Genomic DNA, 18,442 nt, shown 5'->3' with positions numbered 1-18,442 from the left:
TAACAAGTTAGCAAAAAACATGCTATCTTTGCCGACTAATAAATAGTTAAAAATGGCCGTTTGAGGCCATTTTTACCCTCAAATCATTAAATGTTGTTTCAGGATCATCCATGAGTAAGAGCACAGCGCAAATTCGACAAGCCTTTTTAAACTTTTTTGCAGACAAAGGGCATCAAAAAGTTTCTAGTTCGTCTCTGGTTCCAAGCGACGATCCCACATTGTTATTTACCAACGCGGGTATGAACCAATTCAAAGATGTGTTTTTAGGCACTGAACAACGCAAGTACACACGTGCAACCTCATCTCAGCGGTGTGTAAGAGCGGGCGGAAAACATAATGATTTAGAAAATGTAGGCTACACGGCGCGTCATCACACCTTTTTTGAAATGCTAGGTAACTTCAGTTTTGGTGATTATTTCAAGCACCAAGCCATCGGTTATGCATGGTCTTTTCTAACCGAAGTATTGAAACTGCCGAAAGACAAGTTATTAGTCACTGTTTATTCAGAGGACGACGAGGCGTTTGACATTTGGCACAAAGACATTGGCATTCCTAAAGAAAAAATTATTCGTATTGCCACCTCAGATAATTTCTGGTCAATGGGTGACACCGGGCCTTGTGGGCCTTGTTCTGAAATATTTTATGATCACGGTGAACACATCTGGGGTGGTCCTCCTGGCTCCCCAGAGGAAGATGGCGATCGTTTTATCGAAATCTGGAACTTGGTTTTCATGCAGTTCAATCGTCAAGCCAATGGTGACATGTTGCCTTTGCCTAAACCGTCTATCGATACCGGGATGGGGTTAGAGCGTATTTCGGCTATTATACAAAATGTGCACAGCAACTATGAAATTGATATTTTCCAAAACTTGATAAAAGCCACTGCAAAGATTGTTGGGGTAACAAGCCTTGAAGACAAATCGTTGCGCGTGGTGGCAGATCACATTCGCTCCTGTAGTTTCCTTATTTCAGACGGCGTCATGCCATCGAATGAGGGGCGAGGGTATGTACTGCGTCGTATTATCCGCCGCGCGGTGCGACACGGTAATAAGCTGGGTGCAAACGGCGTGTTTTTCTATAAATTAGTAGCAGCATTGGCCACAGAGATGGGCGACGCGTATCCAGAGCTAAACGAACAACGTGCAGTGATTGAAAAAGTGCTTCGAGTGGAAGAGGAGCAGTTTTCCCGTACGCTTGAGCGCGGAATGCTAATTCTAAACGATGCATTGAACGAGCTTGAAGGTAAAGTGGTACCGGGTGATGTGGTCTTCAAGCTCTATGATACCTATGGCTTCCCAGCAGATTTGACCAATGATGTAGCCCGAGAGAAAGGTTTGAGCATTGATGAGGAAGGGTTTGAGCAGGCGATGGCTGAGCAGCGAAAACGGGCCCAAAAAGCCAGTAACTTTGACGTGGATTACAACGAGCAACTTCGCAGCGATTTAGAGTCAATCTTTGTGGGATATGAACATGAAGATAACACAGCAACCGTCACTGAGCTGTTTTTCAAAGGGCAATCAGTTAACGAATTAGCAGCAGGTGCTGAGGGCACAGTTATTTTAGATGAGAGTCCATTTTATGCCGAAGCGGGTGGTCAAGCTGGTGATACAGGTACGTTAGTCACTGACGCGGGTGGTTTCAGCGTAAAAGATACGGTTAAGTTAGGGAAAGCAATCGCCCATAAAGGCGCTGCCCTTAGCAAGCTAAGCGTGGGAGATAGCGTATTAGCAAAGGTTAATGGTGTTCGTCGCCATGCAATTAAGCTAAACCACAGCGCGACGCATTTAATGCACGCAGCACTGAAATCGATTCTTGGTGAGCATGTAAACCAAAAAGGTTCATTAGTACAAGCGGATCGCTTGCGCTTTGATTTCTCGCATTTTGAAGCCATGAGTAAAGAGCAAGTGCTGGCTGTGGAAACCATGGTGAATGAGCAGATACTTGCCAATCACCCTTTGCAAACTCAACTAATGGGTTTAGAGCAAGCAAAAGAAGCTGGTGCAATGGCCTTGTTCGGTGAGAAATACGATGATGATGTGCGCGTGGTGTCCATGGGGAGTTTCTCGATGGAACTGTGCGGCGGTACACACGTCGAACGCACTGGTGATATTGGATTATTCAAAATCATCTCTGAAAGCGGTATCGCGTCAGGCGTGCGACGAATAGAAGCGGTAACAGGTTTGACTGCACTCCAACATGTACAGCAACAGACATTCGAACTAAGTTCTATTAGCGCAGTCTTAAAAACAGATGTTAATTCTGCGGGTGAGCGCGTTGTTCAACTTATCGAGCAGACCAAAACGCTCGAAAAAGAAGTCGCTAAACTTAAGCAGGAAATAGCTAATAGCGCGGGGAGTGATCTTTTATCTCAGATAAACGAAATAAATGGGGTAAAAGTATTGTCTTATCATGTACAAGGCATTGAAAGTGGGGCTTTACGCACCATGATAGATGATCTAAAGAATCAAATCGGCAGTGGCGTTATCCTTTTAGGGGTAGCAACTGGCGATAAGGTTAGTTTAATTGCTGGCGTCACGAAGGATTTAACCCAAAAGGTGAAAGCCGGCGAGTTAGTCAATTTTGTGGCTCAGCAAGTAGGTGGAAAAGGTGGCGGACGTCCTGATATGGCGCAAGCTGGTGGCTCTCAACCTGAGAACTTAGACACTGCGATTGCCTCTGTTTCAGAGTGGTTGCAAGAAAGGCTGTAAATGTAAAACCGACGAATTTTTGCCGTGACAACAAAAATAAGGAAGCGTCGAGTGTGTAATTCTTTGGTTATTTCAAAGGGATACGCTAGTTTTAAATTAGGGATTATTTTTTGTAAATGGATAAGGAGCTAAAAAATGCTAATTTTGACCCGTCGTGTTGGTGAAACCTTAATGGTCGGTGACGAAGTCACAGTAACGGTATTAGGGGTAAAAGGTAATCAGGTAAGAATTGGTGTTAACGCGCCTAAAGAAGTATCTGTGCACAGAGAGGAGATTTACATGCGAATTCAAGCTGAAAAAAATGGTCAGCTTGCAGGACATGACTCATCATCATCGGATGAAGATAATTAATTTTATTTTTTCTGATAAAAAAAAGCTGGTTTACCCAGCTTTTTTTATGCGAAAAAGCCGTGGTTAATTTCATGATATACGCATTTTAGCGATGAATTATCATACGTTTAAGACGCTTTTTGTACGAACAGCTTAAAATACCAGCAAGCAGTAAAAATCTTTATAAAAAGTGTTTGACTTACTCCTGTGTGTCGGTAAACTTCGGCTCCAGATTTAGGAGAGACACCAAACGGTGAAAGGCGCTTCCAACGCTACGGAAGTTAAGTAAATAAGGCCTTTGTAAGATGGTTTATGCTTTGGCATAATACTCAAACTAAGACTAAATCAGTAGCAACAATTTAGCGGTTTTCCGGAGAGGTGGGTGAGTGGCTGAAACCAGTTCCCTGCTAAGGAACCATACGTATTACTCGTATCGAGGGTTCGAATCCCTCCCTCTCCGCCATAACTTAAACGGTAATCATTAGATTGCTAAGAAGCTTAGACTAAAGGAAGTAAGCTTGAGTAAAACAAGGTAGAGTGCCTTATATGTTTTATTCGATAACGATTTTGCGCATGTAGCTCAGCTGGATAGAGTACCTGGCTACGAACCAGGCGGTCGGAGGTTCGAATCCTTCCATGCGCACCATTATTAAGTTTAATATAAATAGTCTAATATTAAATTGTCCTGTTTTTGCGCATGTAGCTCAGCTGGATAGAGTACCTGGCTACGAACCAGGTGGTCGGAGGTTCGAATCCTTCCATGCGCACCACATTAAAAACCCACTGATTTCAGTGGGTTTTTTTTTGCTCAGAATTTCGCTCTCCCATTCATCACACTCGTTTTTAGCGCTTCCTCACGATTTTGACGCGCTGCTTATCATCTACTATTAGACAATGTTAGCCTGATCTTTCTCTACAACATGTAGAGTAGGCAGGTGTAATAGCTATTTATTGGGTATTCATGCAAGAAAAGTGAATTATTCCTTATTTTTTATTCCTTTTTAAACCGCCTTAAAAGTTGTGTTATTTCAGTGCACATGGTACTTATCGGGTCGTTTTGTCAGTTACCGGAGAAATACTAACTATGCAACCTGATGTAATGTCGTTATTACTTGAAGCTGGAATGCTCCTCTTAGTGGGGATGTCAGTGGTTTTTCTATTTCTGACCTTATTAATTGGCGCTGTTAATTTGATTGCATGGGTGTGTGCTAAATTTCCCGAAGAAGAATTGTCCGTACTCAACCAGACTCGCAACCGCGCAACGCCCGTAGCTAATCAGTCAGGCGTTTCCGCGCCCGTGGTTGCGGCTATTACCGCCGCTGTTGATCAGTACCGTCGCCAACGTTAATTTTTACTTATTGTTTAATAGGAACCCAAGATGTCAAAACCTCTAGCCATCACGGATGTAGTGCTGCGTGACGCACACCAATCATTACTTGCTACGCGAATGCGAATTGAAGATATGTTGCCCATTGCGGAAAAGCTTGATCAGGTCGGATACTGGTCTTTAGAAACATGGGGCGGCGCAACATTTGATTCCTGCATTCGTTACTTGGGCGAGGATCCATGGGAGCGTATACGTTTGCTTAAAAAGGCCATGCCAAACACCAAGCAACAAATGCTTTTACGCGGACAAAACTTGTTAGGTTATCGACATTATGCTGATGATGTGGTCGAAAAGTTCGTTGAGCGAGCTCACACCAGTGGTGTAGATGTTTTTCGTATTTTTGACGCAATGAATGACATTCGTAACCTCAAAACGGCTCTTAGTGCAGCAATCAAAGTAGGGGCACATGCCCAAGGCACCATTTCATACACTGTAAGTCCCGTGCACTCATTGCCGCTATGGCTTGATATGGCAAAGCAGTTAGAGGATTTGGGTGTACATTCTATCTGTATAAAAGATATGGCCGGTTTGCTTAAGCCGTATGTATGTGAAGAGCTTATTACGCGCCTCAAAGAGACCGTGAGCGTGCCTATCGCCATGCAGTGTCATGCTACTACCGGTTTAAGCACAGCAACCTATCAGAAGGCGATTGACGCAGGGATCGACATGTTGGATACGTCAATCTCGTCTATGAGTATGACCTATGGCCATAGTGCGACAGAAACCATAGTGGCGATTGTTGAAGATACACCAAGAGACACAGGCCTTGATTTGCCCTTACTGGCTGAAATAGCAGCTTACTTTCGAGACGTTCGTAAAAAGTACGCTAAATTCGAAGGCAGTTTGAAAGGGGTAGATGCACGTATCCTATTAGCTCAAGTGCCCGGCGGCATGTTGACTAACATGGAATCGCAGCTAGTTGAGCAAGGCGCTCAGGACAAATTAGATGAAGTTCTTAAGGAAATTCCTCGGGTGCGTGAAGACCTAGGTTTTATTCCGCTTGTCACTCCCACCTCTCAAATCGTCGGTACTCAGTCTGTACTTAACGTGCTAACCGGCGAGCGTTATAAAAGTATTACCAAAGAAACGGCTGGTGTATTAAAAGGCGAGTATGGCGCCACCGCCGCACCAGTGAATGCTGAGCTACAAGCACGTGTATTGGATGGCAAAGAAGCAATAACCTGCCGACCAGCTGATTTATTGGATGATGAATTAGACACCTTAGAGCAAGATTTACTCAATCAAGCGAAAGAGCAAGGGATTACGCTCGCTGAGAATGCGATAGACGATGTACTTACTTATGCGCTATTCCCACAGATTGGCTTGAAATTTTTGAAGAATCGCCATAATCCCGATGCATTTGAGCCCGTGCCCACCGCTGACAATATTGACGCTAGCGCAGCGGTGAGTGCGACACCAAGTAAAGCCACAGAATCCTACTCTGTAAGAGTTGATGGAAAAGTCTACGCTGTTGAAGTGGCCCAAGGTGGGGAGCTGACAGATATTCAGGTAGCAGGCACCGCCCCTCAAAATAGTGCACCAGCTACACCTGCGCCGGTATCCGCTGCAGGTGAAGATGTTGTAGCACCGCTGGCAGGTAATGTTTTCAAGTTGCTCGTGCGCTCAGGCGATTCAATCAGCGAAGGCGATGTAATTGTCATCATGGAAGCGATGAAAATGGAAACTGAAATTCGCTCCACCGCTTCAGGTACCATCCAAGATATATTGGTTAAAGAAGGTGATGCAGTGCAGTCTGGCCAAACGATGCTGACGTTGGCGTAGGGATTATTTATGGATAAATTAACCTTACTTTGGCAAAGCACGTCGTTAGCCCATTTCGAAATTGGTCAGATTGTCATGATGGCTGTTGGGTGTTTGTTGCTATTTTTGGCGATCGTAAAGAAGTTCGAGCCCTTACTACTTGTGCCCATTGGGTTTGGTGCCATTTTAACCAATATTCCATTGGCAGGGTTTAGCGATCCGGGCGGTCTGCTTTACTACATCTATTATGTGGGGATCGAAACTGGGGTGTTCCCACTACTCATATTTATGGGGGTGGGCGCTATGACCGATTTCAGCGCCTTAATCGCTAATCCGAGAATGCTGCTGCTGGGTGCAGCCGCTCAGTTTGGTATTTTCGGTACTTTGTTTGGCGCAATTGCATTGAATTTGGTTCCGGGGTTTGAATTTACTTTAAAAGATGCTTCGGCAATTGCCATCATCGGCGGAGCTGATGGACCAACTGCAATATTTTTAGCCTCGAAATTAGCGCCGGAATTATTAGGTGCTATTGCCGTTGCGGCATATTCATACATGGCGTTGGTGCCTATTATTCAGCCACCAATAATGCGCCTATTGACCACTGAAGACGAACGTAACATCAAGATGGCGCAACTGAGAGTGGTCTCTAAGCGTGAGAAAATCATCTTCCCGTTAGCGGTTTTATTGGCGACGATTTTGTTCTTACCTTCGGCAACCCCATTAGTTGGGATGTTCTGCTTAGGGAATTTGATGAAAGAGTCGGGGGTGGTTGACCGTTTAAGCAATACTGCTCAGAACGAATTGATTAATATCGTCACGATATTTCTTGGTTTAGCGGTTGGCTCTAAACTATCAGCAGATAAATTTTTGACCATCGAAACCTTGGGTATTTTGGGCTTAGGAGCAATAGCATTTTCAATCGGTACTGCTGCAGGTATTTTGATGGCTAAAGCCTTGGGTAAACTTTCCAGCGAGAAAATTAATCCATTGATTGGGGCAGCTGGCGTATCGGCTGTGCCCATGGCCGCGCGAGTCGTCAATAAAGTAGGTCTTGAAACTAACCCGCATAATTTCTTGCTGATGCATGCTATGGGCCCGAACGTGGCCGGTGTACTTGGCTCGGCAGTGGCTGCAGGTATCTTATTAGCACTGGTGGGATAAGCCCGCTACAAAACTGCACACACCATTAAAAAGGGCTTAGCAACATACACTGCTAAGCCCTTTTTTATTGGATATCGTTTTTCGACCTTGGTGGAATGAGGATTAGCTTTGGCCATCAATGAGGGCTTGATGGGCGTGAACCAATTTTTTGGTGTAGTCATCTTTAGGCCAATGAAAAATCACTTCCGTTTTACCTGACTCAACGACCTTACCTTGTTTCATTACTAGCATTTTGTCACTTATGTGGCGCACTATGCCTAAATTATGAGAGATAAAAATAAAGCCAAGGCCTAGCTCTCGTTGCAGCTCCAGTAACAGATTGACAGTTTGAGAGCGCACCGAGGGATCAAGTGCCGCAAACGGCTCGTCAGCCACGATCACTTGAGGATTGAGAATGATCGCCCTTGCTAACGCAACACGCTGCCGCTGCCCATCAGAGAGCATATGGCGGTAAAAAAATCGATGTTCAGACAGCAATCCTACTTGTCTTAATGTTTGTTCTACTTTAGCGACTCGCGCTTGCGCACCTAGATTCGTATTTAGCTTTAAAGGCTCTTCCAAGATGGAGCCTAAAGTAATACCTGGGTTAAGTGATTCATTGCTATTTTGAAACACCATGCGAATATTCAGCACACGATGCTTGTTGTCATATTGCTCTAATTTTTTCTCATTCAGATAGATTGAGCCGCTATCAGGTTGCTCGAGGCCTACTAATAATTTAGCAAGCAGGGACTTGCCTGAGCCATTAGCCCCCACAATAGCCAAGGTCTCTCCCGCTTGAATGCTGAAATTAACCGGGCCTAGCGTAAATTTAGCTCCCTTTTTCTGCCATCGTTTGCCGTGACAATTCTCAAAGGTCAGATTTTCAACTGAAAGTAAGTTGTTCACTTCTGGTCTCGATGCAAAGGAAAATGACAGCTGTAAGTATGTTCATGAATGCGCCGCACTTCGGGCACTTTCACGCATTCTCTGCGAGCCCTAGGACAGCGCGGCCCTAAACGACAGCCAATAGGTAAATGTTGAAATGAGGGAATTGTTCCTCCTAGTGAGCTCAGGGGCGACTTAGGCGCTAAGTCCGTGCGAAAACTAGGGGCGCTTTCTAACAGTGCTTTTGTATAAGGGTGCAAAGCACGCTTACGCAATTGCGACATGCGTCCGCTTTCCACCGTCTGGCCACAATAAAGTACCGTCATATGGTCAGCCATACTGGAGATGGCTAGTAAGTCGTGGCTCACAAAGAGAATGCTTAGTTTGCGAACCTTATTCACCCGACTCAGCAACTTCAAGATTTGGCTTTTGTCCGTTATTTCCATGCCACGGGTAGGATCATCTGCAATCACCAATTTAGGCTGTGAAGCAAGTGCCATGGCAATCATAAATTTCTGACAAACGTCATTAGGGATTTGGTGAGGTAGGCTGCGCATATACACCTCATGATCTTTAATCCCCACGCGATGGAGTAGTTCAGAGGCATATTTCTTACGGGCTTTTGCGCGGTTCCAAAACATGCCTTTTTCTAAACGGGTGGCTAATATAACTTCTTTTAACTGGTCCCCTAAGGTCACTATGGGATCAAGCGAGCTTTTAGGGTTCTGAAAAATAACCGAAATATCCGAGCGGATAATTTTACGCCGCTCGCGCACTGACATTTTTAGTAAGTCCTGGCCGCGCCACGTCATTCTGTCAGCAGTTATACGCCAACGATCCGAAATGGCGCCCACAATCGCTTTAACAATGATGCTTTTCCCTGAGCCTGATTCGCCTACTAAAGCGTGGATCTGCCCTTCGTTAATGACAAGATTAATTTTGTCGAGGGCTTTTATCCAGCCACTTTGAGAGTCAATTTCCAGGGTGAGATTCTTAATATCCAATAGGCTCATTAGCGTAACAACCTATAGCGTAAAGCTGAGCGTAAACCGTCACCCACTAAGTTAATTGACATCATCATAAAGAATATTGCTCCCCCTGGAATAGCGATGTTCCATGGGGCAACGTAAGCTGTGGTTAACCCTTCAGATAATAACGCGCCAAGCTCGGGTGAAGGGGCTTGCGCACCTAAATTTAAAAAGCCTAATGCGCTGATATCCAATATCGCAACAGACAATGAAAGGGTCACTTGCACTACTAGCATTTCAGCCATGTTGGGCAATATTGAATTGAAAAATATGTGTACCTTGCCCGCTCCATCGAGCTGGGCGGCCAGTACATATTCTTTCTTCATTTTTTGGCGCACTATGTCTCGGGTTTGGTGAATAAACTGTGGAATAAGCGCGAGTGAGATAGCCCACATGCTATTCACAAGACCCGTGCCGACAATGGCAATAATGATAATGGCAATGAGTAAAGTAGGGATAGCCATGATTGAATCAAGTAGGTGGTTTACCACGCTGGAGCGCAATCCTTTACTCATACCAGCCATGGCGCCTAGCGCAACGCCTATCAGCATTGAAATGATTACCAACACTAAGCTAATACCAAACGTCATTCTGCAGCCATAAATGATACGCGATAGCATATCTCGGCCTAGACCGTCGGTACCAAATAAGTAACTGATATCGCCGTTGTTATCCCAAGCGGGAGGCACTAATAGCAAATCAATATTTTGTTGCAATGGATCATATGGGGCCAAGAACGGACCGAAAATCATAATAAAAATAAAGAAAACAACGCAATACAGGCTCAATACGGCTGCATGATTCTCTTTAAATTCTTTCCACGTATTTTGTATGGGGGAAGGGTAATACTCTTCTTGGTATAAATTAAGACGTGGCATTTTCTGGCCTTCTGCCCGCAGGGTCAAATATTTGAATAACCATATCTATCGTAATGGTAAAAGTAAGTACCAAAGCAGATACGGCTAACATACCAGCACGGATAGCGGGAAAGTCTCGTTGGTAAATAGCTTGAATGAGTCCGTTGCCAATACCTGGCCAAGAGAATATGGTTTCTACAATCATAGCGTTGGTAAGCAAGGTGGTAAATTGCATAACCAATAAGGGTAAAATCGGAATAAGTGCATTTTTCACTCCGTGGCGCAAAAATACTTGTCTCGGGCTTAAGCCACGAGCATAAGCCGCTTGTATGTACTCACTGCTCATCACCTCAACTACTGAGCGCCGTGTAATACGCATGACAATAGTACAGGTCACAATGGCGATCGAAACACTCGGTAAGACTAAATGACGAAGTGCATCTTTAAAGGCAAATTCTTTGTCGGGTAAGTCACTTAACAATATATCAATTAAAATGAATCCCGTCTGGTAGGGGACATCGTAAAGCAAACTAATTCTGCCTGAAAGCGGAAACCAGCCCAGTTGAATCGAGAAAATTAAAATAGCAATTAAGGCTGCCCAAAAGACGGGGATGGAGTATCCGATTACACTGGTGGTCAAGAGGGCAAAGTCGGTCAATTTATGGTGCCGCAAGCCCGCAAGGAAGCCCAAGGGTAATCCAACAACAAAAGAAACAATCAGTGCGTATGCGCTAAGTTCAACGCTGGCTGCCAGTGAGCGGCTGATTTCTTCTGCTAACGGCAAGCCAGAGCTGAAACTCAGCCCCCAGTTTCCAGAAAATAGATGGTTAACGTACTGCCAATATTGGCTCAAGAAGGAGTCTTGCATAGCGTATTGTTGAGCCAAAATAGCATACCCTTGCTCAGAACTATCGCGAATACCGGTTAAATTCACCAAGGGATCGCCCGGAAATAAATACGCCAAAGAGAATGAGAAAAAACTCAAAATAAATAAGGTCAATATCAGTAAGCTCACGTGACGCAATATAATCTTCAGCATTATTGCTTACTCACGTTTCTAAACTGAATGCCGCCATACGGGTTTATTTCAATGCCAGTTACATTGTCCCGGTACGCTTGATAGCGAAATGCGTGGGCAATAGGCATGAGTGGCATTTGCTCATTAATCAGTTCAATTGCTTTGCTATAAAAGTATGCTCTGTCTTCCTGTGCGGTGTAATTGAGCGCCTGGTCAATTAGTTTGTCGTATTCCTTGGAGCACCAACGAGCGCGGTTTGTGCCTGAGTCTATAGCTGAGCATGTGAGTAGCGGCCTGAAAAAATTATCGGGATCGCCGTTATCAGCAGACCAGCCAATTAACACGGAATCATGCAAACCTTGATTTAACCTCGCTCGGAAGGTTGACCATTCGTAGCTGACAATATTGGCATCAATACCAACATTTCGCAGGTAGCGCTGCATTAATTCGGCCATTTTCATGGCGTTAGGATTATAAGCACGCTCAACGGGCATTGCCCAAATAGTCATACTAAAGCCTTCCTCAACACCATTTTCACGTAATAATTTAGCTGCAGCTAAAGGATTAAAAGTGGATGATCTGGTATCCGGTTGAAAGGCCCACGAAGAAGGAGGAATTATGGATGTTGCAGGGATCGCACTACCAAAATAAATCGCTTCCATAAGCGCGTTCTTATCAATCGCCATGGCCAGTGCACGGCGTACCTCTGGTTTATCAAACGGTGGCTTAGTGGTGTTAAATGCCCAAAAACCTACATTTAACCCTGGTTTTTCATCGAGTGTTAATTCCTTTCGCTTACGGATGATGTCCAGCTGGCTGTGTGTTGGGAACGCCATAGAGTCGCATTCGCCAGTCATGAGCTTCGCCAAGCGTAATGAGCTTGAAGGAGTAATGTCGAAAATGAGTTGTTGCGTTGTGCTGCGCTCGCGCCAATATTTAGGGTGAGCATCAAAACGTACGTATCTGTCTTGTCTAAAGCTATTAAATTTAAATGGTCCTGTGCCTACAGGATGTGTATCTATTAGATCTGGTGTGCCTGCAGCTGCAAGTTTTTCAGCATATTCAGCTGATAATATAATTGAGAAATCGGTGGCTAAATTGGCTAAAAAAGAGCTTTCAGGGCGCACCAGTGTGATTTCGACTCGGTATCTGTTAATGCGTTTAATATCGCTGATAAGATCGCCCAAGCCAACGCTATTGATATACGGATAGCGCCCGCCTGATACATCATGGTAAGGGTGGTTCTTGTCGCGCCAGCGATTAAAACTAAAGACCACATCATCAGCATCAAATGAACGAGTTGGGGTGAAATAACCGGTACTGTGAAAAGCAATATCTTTTCGCAGTTGGAAGGTATAGGTCAAGCCATCAACGCTGGTCATCCAGCTGCTGGCAAGGCCAGAAATGATTTCCCCAGTGACCAAGTCGAAATCAAGCAGACGGTCATAAATTTGGTGAGACGATACGTCAACCGTAGTGCCCGACGTATCAAGTTGAGGGTTGAAACTGACCGGGTTACCTTCTGAACAATAGATGATGCCATTGGGGTGCCGGTACTCGCTGGACTCAGGACTACAGCCAATTAACGTCAATGATATTGTCACGAACATGCTGACAAACATAACAGAGGAAGAGGGCAGCCAAGCATAATTCATGACTGTTATTCTCTGTCTTCTGGGGGCGTATCAAGCAAATTGTATTTCTTTAGATAGCCGCGTAATTGATGGTACGTTAGAGACAATCGCTCCGCGGTTTTCTTTTGATTGTATTGGCTATCAGCAAGGGCTTGCTTGATTAAATCAATTTCAAAGTCTTGTGAAAGCTCTTTTAAATCAACTGGGAAATGAAAGCTATTTGAGTGCAAGCTGGTAGAATTGAGTTCGTTATCAACGGAATTCGCTTGGGGCGCCGTTGTTGTAGATGCAATATCTGGTATTGGTGCATCTGGGATTTTTATTCTATCGGCAGTACGCATTCTTGTGGCAGGGCGATATATGGACTCAAATGGGTCGAGTATAATATTGTGCACTGGAATATCAGGGTTATTAGCGCGATATACTGCGCGCTCAACAACGTTTTTAAGTTCTCGAATGTTGCCTGGCCATTGATATTCGAGCAAGGTGCGTTTAGCTTTTTCAGTAAAACCACTGAATACTTCCATTTCGAGCTCTCGCGCCATATTGATCGCAAAGTGCTCAGCCAGCATCATAATGTCGTCTTTACGTTCGCGAAGTGGGGGCAGGGTAATAACATCAAACGCTAGTCTGTCGAGAAGGTCAGCTCTGAATTCCCCTGTTTGGGCAAGCCCTGGTAAGTCTTCATTGGTGGCTGCGATCAGGCGTATATCTACTTTTACACTCTTTGAACCACCTACTCGTTCAAATTCTCCGTATTCGATAACCCGTAATAATTTCTCTTGAATTAACCCTGACGTGTTCGCCAACTCGTCTAAAAAAAGGGTACCGTTATCTGCCGCCTCAAATCGACCTTCTCTTCTTTTAGCTGCGCCAGTAAATGCGCCTGCTTCGTAACCGAAAAGTTCGCTCTCTAGTAAACTTTCACTTAATGCTGCGCAGTTGAGCTTTGAATAGGTTTGGTCCCAGCGTTTAGACAGAAAGTGCAATCGGGCGGCTACACCTTCTTTACCTGTGCCTCGTTCGCCGATAATCAATACAGGTTTATTCAGCGGCGCAATTTGCGATATTTGCTCTAACACTTCGAGGAAACTATTGGATTGTCCTAACAAATTATCTTGTTGGCGAAAGCGGTTCATCAATATCCTCAAAAAGTGGTCTAATCGACTAACTTGTGGTGTATGTAATTATAATTGTAGATCTCAGTCGACTGAGAGTAAATTAATATTTGTTTAAAATCAGATATTTAGTCATTACACTAAGTTGGCCTGCTAATTGAATAGTAACCACCAAGACGAGCTTCCAGCACATGCTAGTTGTTCACCATTAGCTGACATTATATAGAGGTAAAGACTATGGGTATATTCTCGCGTTTCACAGACATAGTGAACTCAAATATCAACGCCATTTTAGATAAGGCGGAAGATCCTGAAAAAATGGTGCGCTTAATTATACAAGAAATGGAAGACACATTGGTTGAAGTACGTTCAGCCTCGGCGAAAACAATCGCTAATAAAAAGGAAATTACAGCGCAAATTAGTAAATTGCAAAACGAGGGTCGTGACTGGCAGAGCAAAGCTGAGCTAGCGATCAATAAAGACCGAGAAGATCTTGCTCGTGCGGCCCTACAAGAAAAGAAAAAGTGTGATGAATATGCGGTAACCCTTGACGCTGAGCTATCAGCGGTAGATGAGCAAATTAGTAAATTACAAAGTGAAGTGACGCAATTACAGGATAAACTGGCAGATGCTAAAGCTCGTCAGAAAACCATTATCATGCGTCAAAAAACGGTAAGTTCTCGTTTGGATATTAAGCGTACCTTGAACGATGGCAAAGTCGATGCCGCGATGGGACGCTTTGAGCAATATGAGCGTAAAATAGATGATCTAGAATCTCAAGTGGATGCATATGATCTTGGTAAAAAGACCTTAGCGGATGAGTTTGCTGATTTAGCCGCCGATGATGACATAGATGATGCGTTAGCGGCATTGAAGAAGAAAGTGAAGAAGCAATCAGCTGATTCGAAAAATCAAGACTAATATCGATTAAAGGAGAAAGGTTGTGGAAGATATCATTGGGATAATTATTGCGCCAATCATCATATTTATGGTGATTGTCGCCCCGATTTGGTTAATTTTGCATTACCGCAGTAAGAAACAGATTAGCCAAGGATTGTCTGATGAAGAATACGCTACCCTTCAAGGGCTAGCTGACCGAGCAGAGAAAATGGCAGATAGGATCCACACGTTAGAATCTATTCTTGACGCAGAGGCGCCGCAGTGGAGAAACAAGGTATGAATACCAGAGGCGAGTTAACACGTGATCCGGACAAAGGTAAAATTGCCGGGGTGTGTGCTGGAGTCGCAGAGTACTTTGGCATCGAGTTATGGCTAGTACGTATCTTAGTGGTATCTGCTTTCTTCTTAACGGCGGGCACGTTTGTGGTGGTAAGTTATGTGGCGGCTTGGTTTATTTTAGAAAAAAAATCAACGCGTCACAGTTCTTCGACTGCTAAAAGTACCCGCCATCAAGGAGGTCAATCGACCTCAGGCGGTAAAGGGTGGCAAAACGCCAGTGAAGATGAAGAAGAGAAGGTAAAAGTAAAATCTAAGGTGTGGCAATCAGGTGAGCCCCCTAAGCAAGCCTTCGCGGATATAAAACAGCGATTTGAGAAAAATGAAGTGCGATTAAGACAGATTGAAACGTATGTAACTTCTGCTCAATATCAATTAAATCGCGAAATTAATAATTTATAAACCTTGCTGTACCTGATTTTTAGGCCTGTGCCATGGTTACGCTTAGTAAACATGAGCAGGCCGATACCCTTTCAATTTGACCTCTTGCCTCCATATCGAATGACTTACTCTGTGTGATTGCTCTGTGCTCAAGACCGTTCATTAGTTTAATAGGATGTCGAAATGAAAAAACTGTTAAATACCAGCCACTTAATCGAGAAAGTGAAGCATAACGTGAAAGTGACTGGGGCACGTATCGCCGATAGGCATCTTAATCTTGCCGTGACCGGTTTGAGTGGCAGTGGCAAAACAGCGTTCATAACCTCGATTGTTAACCAGCTATTAGAAGCAAATGAAACGGCTGAATTAGCCTTTTTCTCAGTGGTGAGAGAAGAGCGCTTGATTGGGGTAAAGCGGGAAGCGCAACCCAATCTTAGTTTAAAACGTTTTGCCTATGAGCAAGCGATGCAAGCGCTGAATACTTCGCCGCCGACTTGGCCTGAGTCAACGACTGGCATCAGTCAAGTGAGGCTACACATTCGTTATCGCAAAGACTCTGGCCTATCCCGTTACATAAGTGAAGATACTAAGCTCACACTTGATATTACTGATTATCCGGGCGAATGGTTGCTCGACTTACCTTTATTGGAAATGGATTTTTTAGCATGGTCAGAATATTGTGAATCGGAGCTTCAGTCACTGGAGCGTCAAGCACTGGCCAGCGATTTTCTGATAGCCAGAGATACACTCGATTTAGACGCGGAGGGAGATGAGCTCGGCCTAAAGCACGTTGCCAAACTGTATACTGATTATCTGCATAAGTGTCGCAATGCTGGGTTTCAACTGCTGCAACCTGGGCGTTTTATTCTGCCGGGTGAGTTGGCTGGTGCACCAGTGTTGGACTTTTTCCCATTATCAGCACCACAGATTGAACAACTAGCAAAAAATCGTAAGCGAAAGGGCAGCAATCAAGACTTACTTTTCAGACGCTATGAACACTATCAAGAGCAAGTCGTTAAACCGTTTTATGTAGAGCATTTTAAACGCTTCGATCGCCAAGTTGTATTGGTAGATTGTTTATCTGCGTTAAATAATGGCAAAGCGCATTTTGACGATTTGCAGCGCGCATTGAATTGGCTGCTAACCAGTTTTTCCTATGGAAAATCGAATTTATTATCACGTTTGTTCACGCCAAAAATTGATAAACTCATTTTTGCCGCAAGCAAAGCTGATCATGTCACCCCTGATCAGCAAAGTAACTTGGTGAAATTGTTGGACTCCATGCTACACAATGCAAGAAAACAAATGCAATTCGATGGTGTATCCACAGAATCTACAGCAATAGCCGCTATTCGGGCGTCACGTGCTGGCAGAGCTGAGCATGCGGGGCAAGACATTCAGATTTTGCAAGGCGCAGATGCTGACGGAAAACCTATTCGTTTGTTTCCAGGGGATGTACCAGCAAAGTGCCCGGACAGTCAATTTTGGCGTCAGCAGGGGTTTGATTTTCCCCGCTTCGCACCGCCCGTCAGAGAAGAAAATCATGCATTGCCGCATATCAGAATGGACAGAGTCCTAGAGTTTATTCTTGGAGATAAAATACGATGAGTACGCTTGACAACAATATTGACAAACCAGAGGTTGAAGGTAAGGAAGGCCCTGCGAATATCAAGTCCAAGGTACTTTTACCCTCCCATTCTGAAGAGGTTCCACTCGAACCTATTCGACGCGCCGCCACTATCGATCCTGCTGCAAATTGGCAGGCTTTGGCTCAAGATGAGTATGAATTTGAAGCTACGCATGATAATGATGTTGATGAAAACACGCCTAAACGTAAACGATGGTTGGTAACGTTTTTCACTATGCTAAGCGTGGTTGTGCTGCTTGCAAGCTTTGTAGAGATAGGCCTTTTTATACGCGATATGTATCTAAGCGAAGATTGGCTTAGTGGCATCTGGTTGGCCGTTGGTGTGTCCATATTAGCGTTAGTATTTGCTGCTTTGTACAGTGAGTGGCGTGGCTTAAAGCGCCTTAAAAGACAAAGCGCTTCCCGCCAAACCTCTTTGGAGCTTTACGCGACACCCGCAATAGGGCTGGCTAAACAACATTGTTTAGACATTGCTAACACGCTGCCAGCAGGCTACGAAAACGAGGTAGCGTTGTGGCAAAAGAGCATTGATGAGCACCATACCGACACTGAAGTATTGAGCTTGTTTGAACAACAAGTCATCACCAAGGTGGATCAAGCTGCACTGGCTAAGGTGATGCGTAACGCAGGCGCATCAAGCGTGATGATTGCAGTGAGTCCGTTTGCGCTGGTGGATATGGCAATTGTGCTGTGGCGGAATATTCGCATGATGCAACAGGTGAGTGAAGTGTACGGTGTACACTTAGGGTATTGGGGACGCATCGCTTTGATTCGGCAAGTGTTTAAAAATATGCTTTACGCAGGTGCTGCTGAAATCATCTCTGACGCAGGCAATTACGCCCTTGGGGCAAGTATTACTGGCAAGCTGTCCACTCGTATCGCCCAAGGAATGGGGGCGGGGGTACTAACCGCCAGAATTGGTTTAAATGCAATCCATAGTTGTAGGCCTTTACCTTGGCTGTCAGTGAAGCGACCAGGTTTGAATCAGTTAAGTAAGAAAATATTGACAGATTTGCATAAGCAGCTGAAATAAGGGCTTTTTATTTAAGGATTGTGGACCTGTACTGTGATGCACCGCTGCAGCCCGTAAGCCATTTACGGAAGGTGAGTTTGTATGGAGTATGTATAAGTGAGTGGCGTTGCTTCAAAAGCATCCAGCGCAGTATGAGTTGTGCACTAGTGTTATCTAAGGCGCCATTGGTGTGCTTTACTCTTTTTTATACCCCCTAACCATAAAATCTGCAGGTTTGTCTTGAGATTAACCTAGCCTCCATATAAGCCGAAATTCGCACTGATAAGTTAAAACAG

The 18,442-nt window shown here is 44.5% G+C and carries 16 protein-coding genes and 3 tRNA genes; 13 read left to right on the top strand and 6 right to left on the bottom strand.

Annotated elements, in window-relative coordinates:
* Positions 1–110 precede the first annotated feature (110 nt).
* The 8 genes from alaS to AC0VYA_RS15245 all read left to right on the top strand — a co-directional run bounded on the left by alaS (position 111) and on the right by AC0VYA_RS15245 (position 7,347).
* Positions 111–2,708: an alanine--tRNA ligase gene (alaS, locus tag AC0VYA_RS15280; RefSeq protein ID WP_475488840.1), complete on the top strand. Its 2,598-nt coding sequence runs from the start codon at positions 111–113 to the stop codon at positions 2,706–2,708.
* A gap of 135 nt (positions 2,709–2,843) precedes the next feature.
* Positions 2,844–3,059: a carbon storage regulator CsrA gene (csrA, locus tag AC0VYA_RS15275; protein WP_006993689.1), complete on the top strand. Its 216-nt coding sequence runs from the start codon at positions 2,844–2,846 to the stop codon at positions 3,057–3,059.
* A 351-nt stretch (positions 3,060–3,410) separates the two neighbouring features.
* A tRNA-Ser gene (locus tag AC0VYA_RS15270) sits at positions 3,411–3,501 on the top strand.
* 106 nt (positions 3,502–3,607) lie between these two features.
* A tRNA-Arg gene (locus tag AC0VYA_RS15265) sits at positions 3,608–3,684 on the top strand.
* A 47-nt stretch (positions 3,685–3,731) separates the two neighbouring features.
* A tRNA-Arg gene (locus tag AC0VYA_RS15260) sits at positions 3,732–3,808 on the top strand.
* Positions 3,809–4,122: 314 nt separating this feature from the next.
* Positions 4,123–4,386: an OadG family protein gene (locus AC0VYA_RS15255; protein WP_475488839.1), complete on the top strand. Its 264-nt coding sequence runs from the start codon at positions 4,123–4,125 to the stop codon at positions 4,384–4,386.
* Between the two features lie 30 nt (positions 4,387–4,416).
* Complete coding sequence (gene oadA, locus AC0VYA_RS15250) at positions 4,417–6,207, top strand: sodium-extruding oxaloacetate decarboxylase subunit alpha (protein WP_475488838.1); 1,791 nt, start codon at positions 4,417–4,419, stop codon at positions 6,205–6,207.
* A 9-nt stretch (positions 6,208–6,216) separates the two neighbouring features.
* A complete protein-coding gene (locus tag AC0VYA_RS15245) occupies positions 6,217–7,347 on the top strand; it encodes a sodium ion-translocating decarboxylase subunit beta (protein WP_006993686.1) in 1,131 nt (376 codons plus the stop codon).
* Positions 7,348–7,449: 102 nt separating this feature from the next.
* Here the strand turns inward: AC0VYA_RS15245 and AC0VYA_RS15240 are convergent, their stop codons facing one another.
* The 6 genes from AC0VYA_RS15240 to pspF are packed head-to-tail and all read right to left on the bottom strand — an operon-like array spanning position 7,450 to position 13,890.
* Positions 7,450–8,235 (bottom strand): peptide ABC transporter ATP-binding protein, encoded by a 786-nt coding sequence (locus AC0VYA_RS15240; RefSeq protein WP_011575764.1) that lies wholly within the window; start codon positions 8,233–8,235, stop codon positions 7,450–7,452.
* Positions 8,232–9,227 (bottom strand): peptide ABC transporter ATP-binding protein, encoded by a 996-nt coding sequence (locus AC0VYA_RS15235; RefSeq protein ID WP_006993683.1) that lies wholly within the window; start codon positions 9,225–9,227, stop codon positions 8,232–8,234. Before AC0VYA_RS15235 ends, AC0VYA_RS15240 begins: the two co-directional genes overlap by 4 nt.
* Positions 9,227–10,120 carry an ABC transporter permease subunit gene (locus AC0VYA_RS15230; protein WP_011575763.1) on the bottom strand — a complete coding sequence of 298 codons (894 nt, stop codon included), beginning with the start codon at positions 10,118–10,120 and terminating at the stop codon, positions 9,227–9,229. Before AC0VYA_RS15230 ends, AC0VYA_RS15235 begins: the two co-directional genes overlap by 1 nt.
* Entirely contained in the window at positions 10,107–11,138 is a 1,032-nt protein-coding gene (locus AC0VYA_RS15225) for an ABC transporter permease (RefSeq protein ID WP_011575762.1), read from the bottom strand. Before AC0VYA_RS15225 ends, AC0VYA_RS15230 begins: the two co-directional genes overlap by 14 nt.
* Complete coding sequence (locus tag AC0VYA_RS15220) at positions 11,138–12,772, bottom strand: ABC transporter substrate-binding protein (protein WP_475488837.1); 1,635 nt, start codon at positions 12,770–12,772, stop codon at positions 11,138–11,140. Before AC0VYA_RS15220 ends, AC0VYA_RS15225 begins: the two co-directional genes overlap by 1 nt.
* A gap of 5 nt (positions 12,773–12,777) precedes the next feature.
* Positions 12,778–13,890 carry a phage shock protein operon transcriptional activator gene (gene pspF, locus AC0VYA_RS15215; RefSeq protein WP_475488836.1) on the bottom strand — a complete coding sequence of 371 codons (1,113 nt, stop codon included), beginning with the start codon at positions 13,888–13,890 and terminating at the stop codon, positions 12,778–12,780.
* Between the two features lie 216 nt (positions 13,891–14,106).
* Here pspF and pspA point away from each other — a divergent pair, with 216 nt between their 5' ends.
* From pspA to AC0VYA_RS15190, 5 genes are all read left to right on the top strand, one after another.
* Positions 14,107–14,790 (top strand): phage shock protein PspA, encoded by a 684-nt coding sequence (gene pspA / locus AC0VYA_RS15210; RefSeq protein ID WP_006993678.1) that lies wholly within the window; start codon positions 14,107–14,109, stop codon positions 14,788–14,790.
* Positions 14,791–14,812: 22 nt separating this feature from the next.
* Complete coding sequence (gene pspB / locus AC0VYA_RS15205; RefSeq protein ID WP_006993677.1) at positions 14,813–15,049, top strand: envelope stress response membrane protein PspB; 237 nt, start codon at positions 14,813–14,815, stop codon at positions 15,047–15,049.
* A complete protein-coding gene (gene pspC / locus AC0VYA_RS15200; protein WP_011575759.1) occupies positions 15,046–15,507 on the top strand; it encodes an envelope stress response membrane protein PspC in 462 nt (153 codons plus the stop codon). Before pspB ends, pspC begins: the two co-directional genes overlap by 4 nt.
* A 162-nt stretch (positions 15,508–15,669) precedes the next feature.
* A complete protein-coding gene (locus tag AC0VYA_RS15195) occupies positions 15,670–17,094 on the top strand; it encodes a YcjX family GTP-binding protein (protein WP_475488835.1) in 1,425 nt (474 codons plus the stop codon).
* Entirely contained in the window at positions 17,091–18,167 is a 1,077-nt protein-coding gene (locus AC0VYA_RS15190; RefSeq protein WP_475488834.1) for a YcjF family protein, read from the top strand. The genes AC0VYA_RS15195 and AC0VYA_RS15190 overlap by 4 nt, the downstream gene beginning before the upstream one ends.
* The last annotated feature ends 275 nt before the right edge of the window (positions 18,168–18,442 follow it).

The organism is Paraglaciecola sp. QJM3NY_14 (assembly GCF_056173245.1).
The sequence above is the reverse complement of the archived record's forward strand: the minus strand, read 5'-3'. Positions and strand labels throughout refer to the sequence as shown.

What these genes read in the sequence shown, in the direction of transcription:
- pspF (WP_475488836.1), bottom strand. Translation starts at nt 13,890, where the DNA reads ATGAACCGCTTTCGCCAACAAGATAATTTGTTAGGACAATCCAATAGT.
- alaS (WP_475488840.1), top strand. Translation starts at nt 111, where the DNA reads ATGAGTAAGAGCACAGCGCAAATTCGACAAGCCTTTTTAAACTTTTTT.
- pspA (WP_006993678.1), top strand. Translation starts at nt 14,107, where the DNA reads ATGGGTATATTCTCGCGTTTCACAGACATAGTGAACTCAAATATCAAC.
- csrA (WP_006993689.1), top strand. Translation starts at nt 2,844, where the DNA reads ATGCTAATTTTGACCCGTCGTGTTGGTGAAACCTTAATGGTCGGTGAC.
- oadA (WP_475488838.1), top strand. Translation starts at nt 4,417, where the DNA reads ATGTCAAAACCTCTAGCCATCACGGATGTAGTGCTGCGTGACGCACAC.
- AC0VYA_RS15235 (WP_006993683.1), bottom strand. Translation starts at nt 9,227, where the DNA reads ATGAGCCTATTGGATATTAAGAATCTCACCCTGGAAATTGACTCTCAA.
- pspC (WP_011575759.1), top strand. Translation starts at nt 15,046, where the DNA reads ATGAATACCAGAGGCGAGTTAACACGTGATCCGGACAAAGGTAAAATT.
- AC0VYA_RS15220 (WP_475488837.1), bottom strand. Translation starts at nt 12,772, where the DNA reads ATGAATTATGCTTGGCTGCCCTCTTCCTCTGTTATGTTTGTCAGCATG.
- AC0VYA_RS15190 (WP_475488834.1), top strand. Translation starts at nt 17,091, where the DNA reads ATGAGTACGCTTGACAACAATATTGACAAACCAGAGGTTGAAGGTAAG.
- AC0VYA_RS15255 (WP_475488839.1), top strand. Translation starts at nt 4,123, where the DNA reads ATGCAACCTGATGTAATGTCGTTATTACTTGAAGCTGGAATGCTCCTC.
- AC0VYA_RS15225 (WP_011575762.1), bottom strand. Translation starts at nt 11,138, where the DNA reads ATGCTGAAGATTATATTGCGTCACGTGAGCTTACTGATATTGACCTTA.
- AC0VYA_RS15230 (WP_011575763.1), bottom strand. Translation starts at nt 10,120, where the DNA reads ATGCCACGTCTTAATTTATACCAAGAAGAGTATTACCCTTCCCCCATA.
- AC0VYA_RS15195 (WP_475488835.1), top strand. Translation starts at nt 15,670, where the DNA reads ATGAAAAAACTGTTAAATACCAGCCACTTAATCGAGAAAGTGAAGCAT.
- AC0VYA_RS15245 (WP_006993686.1), top strand. Translation starts at nt 6,217, where the DNA reads ATGGATAAATTAACCTTACTTTGGCAAAGCACGTCGTTAGCCCATTTC.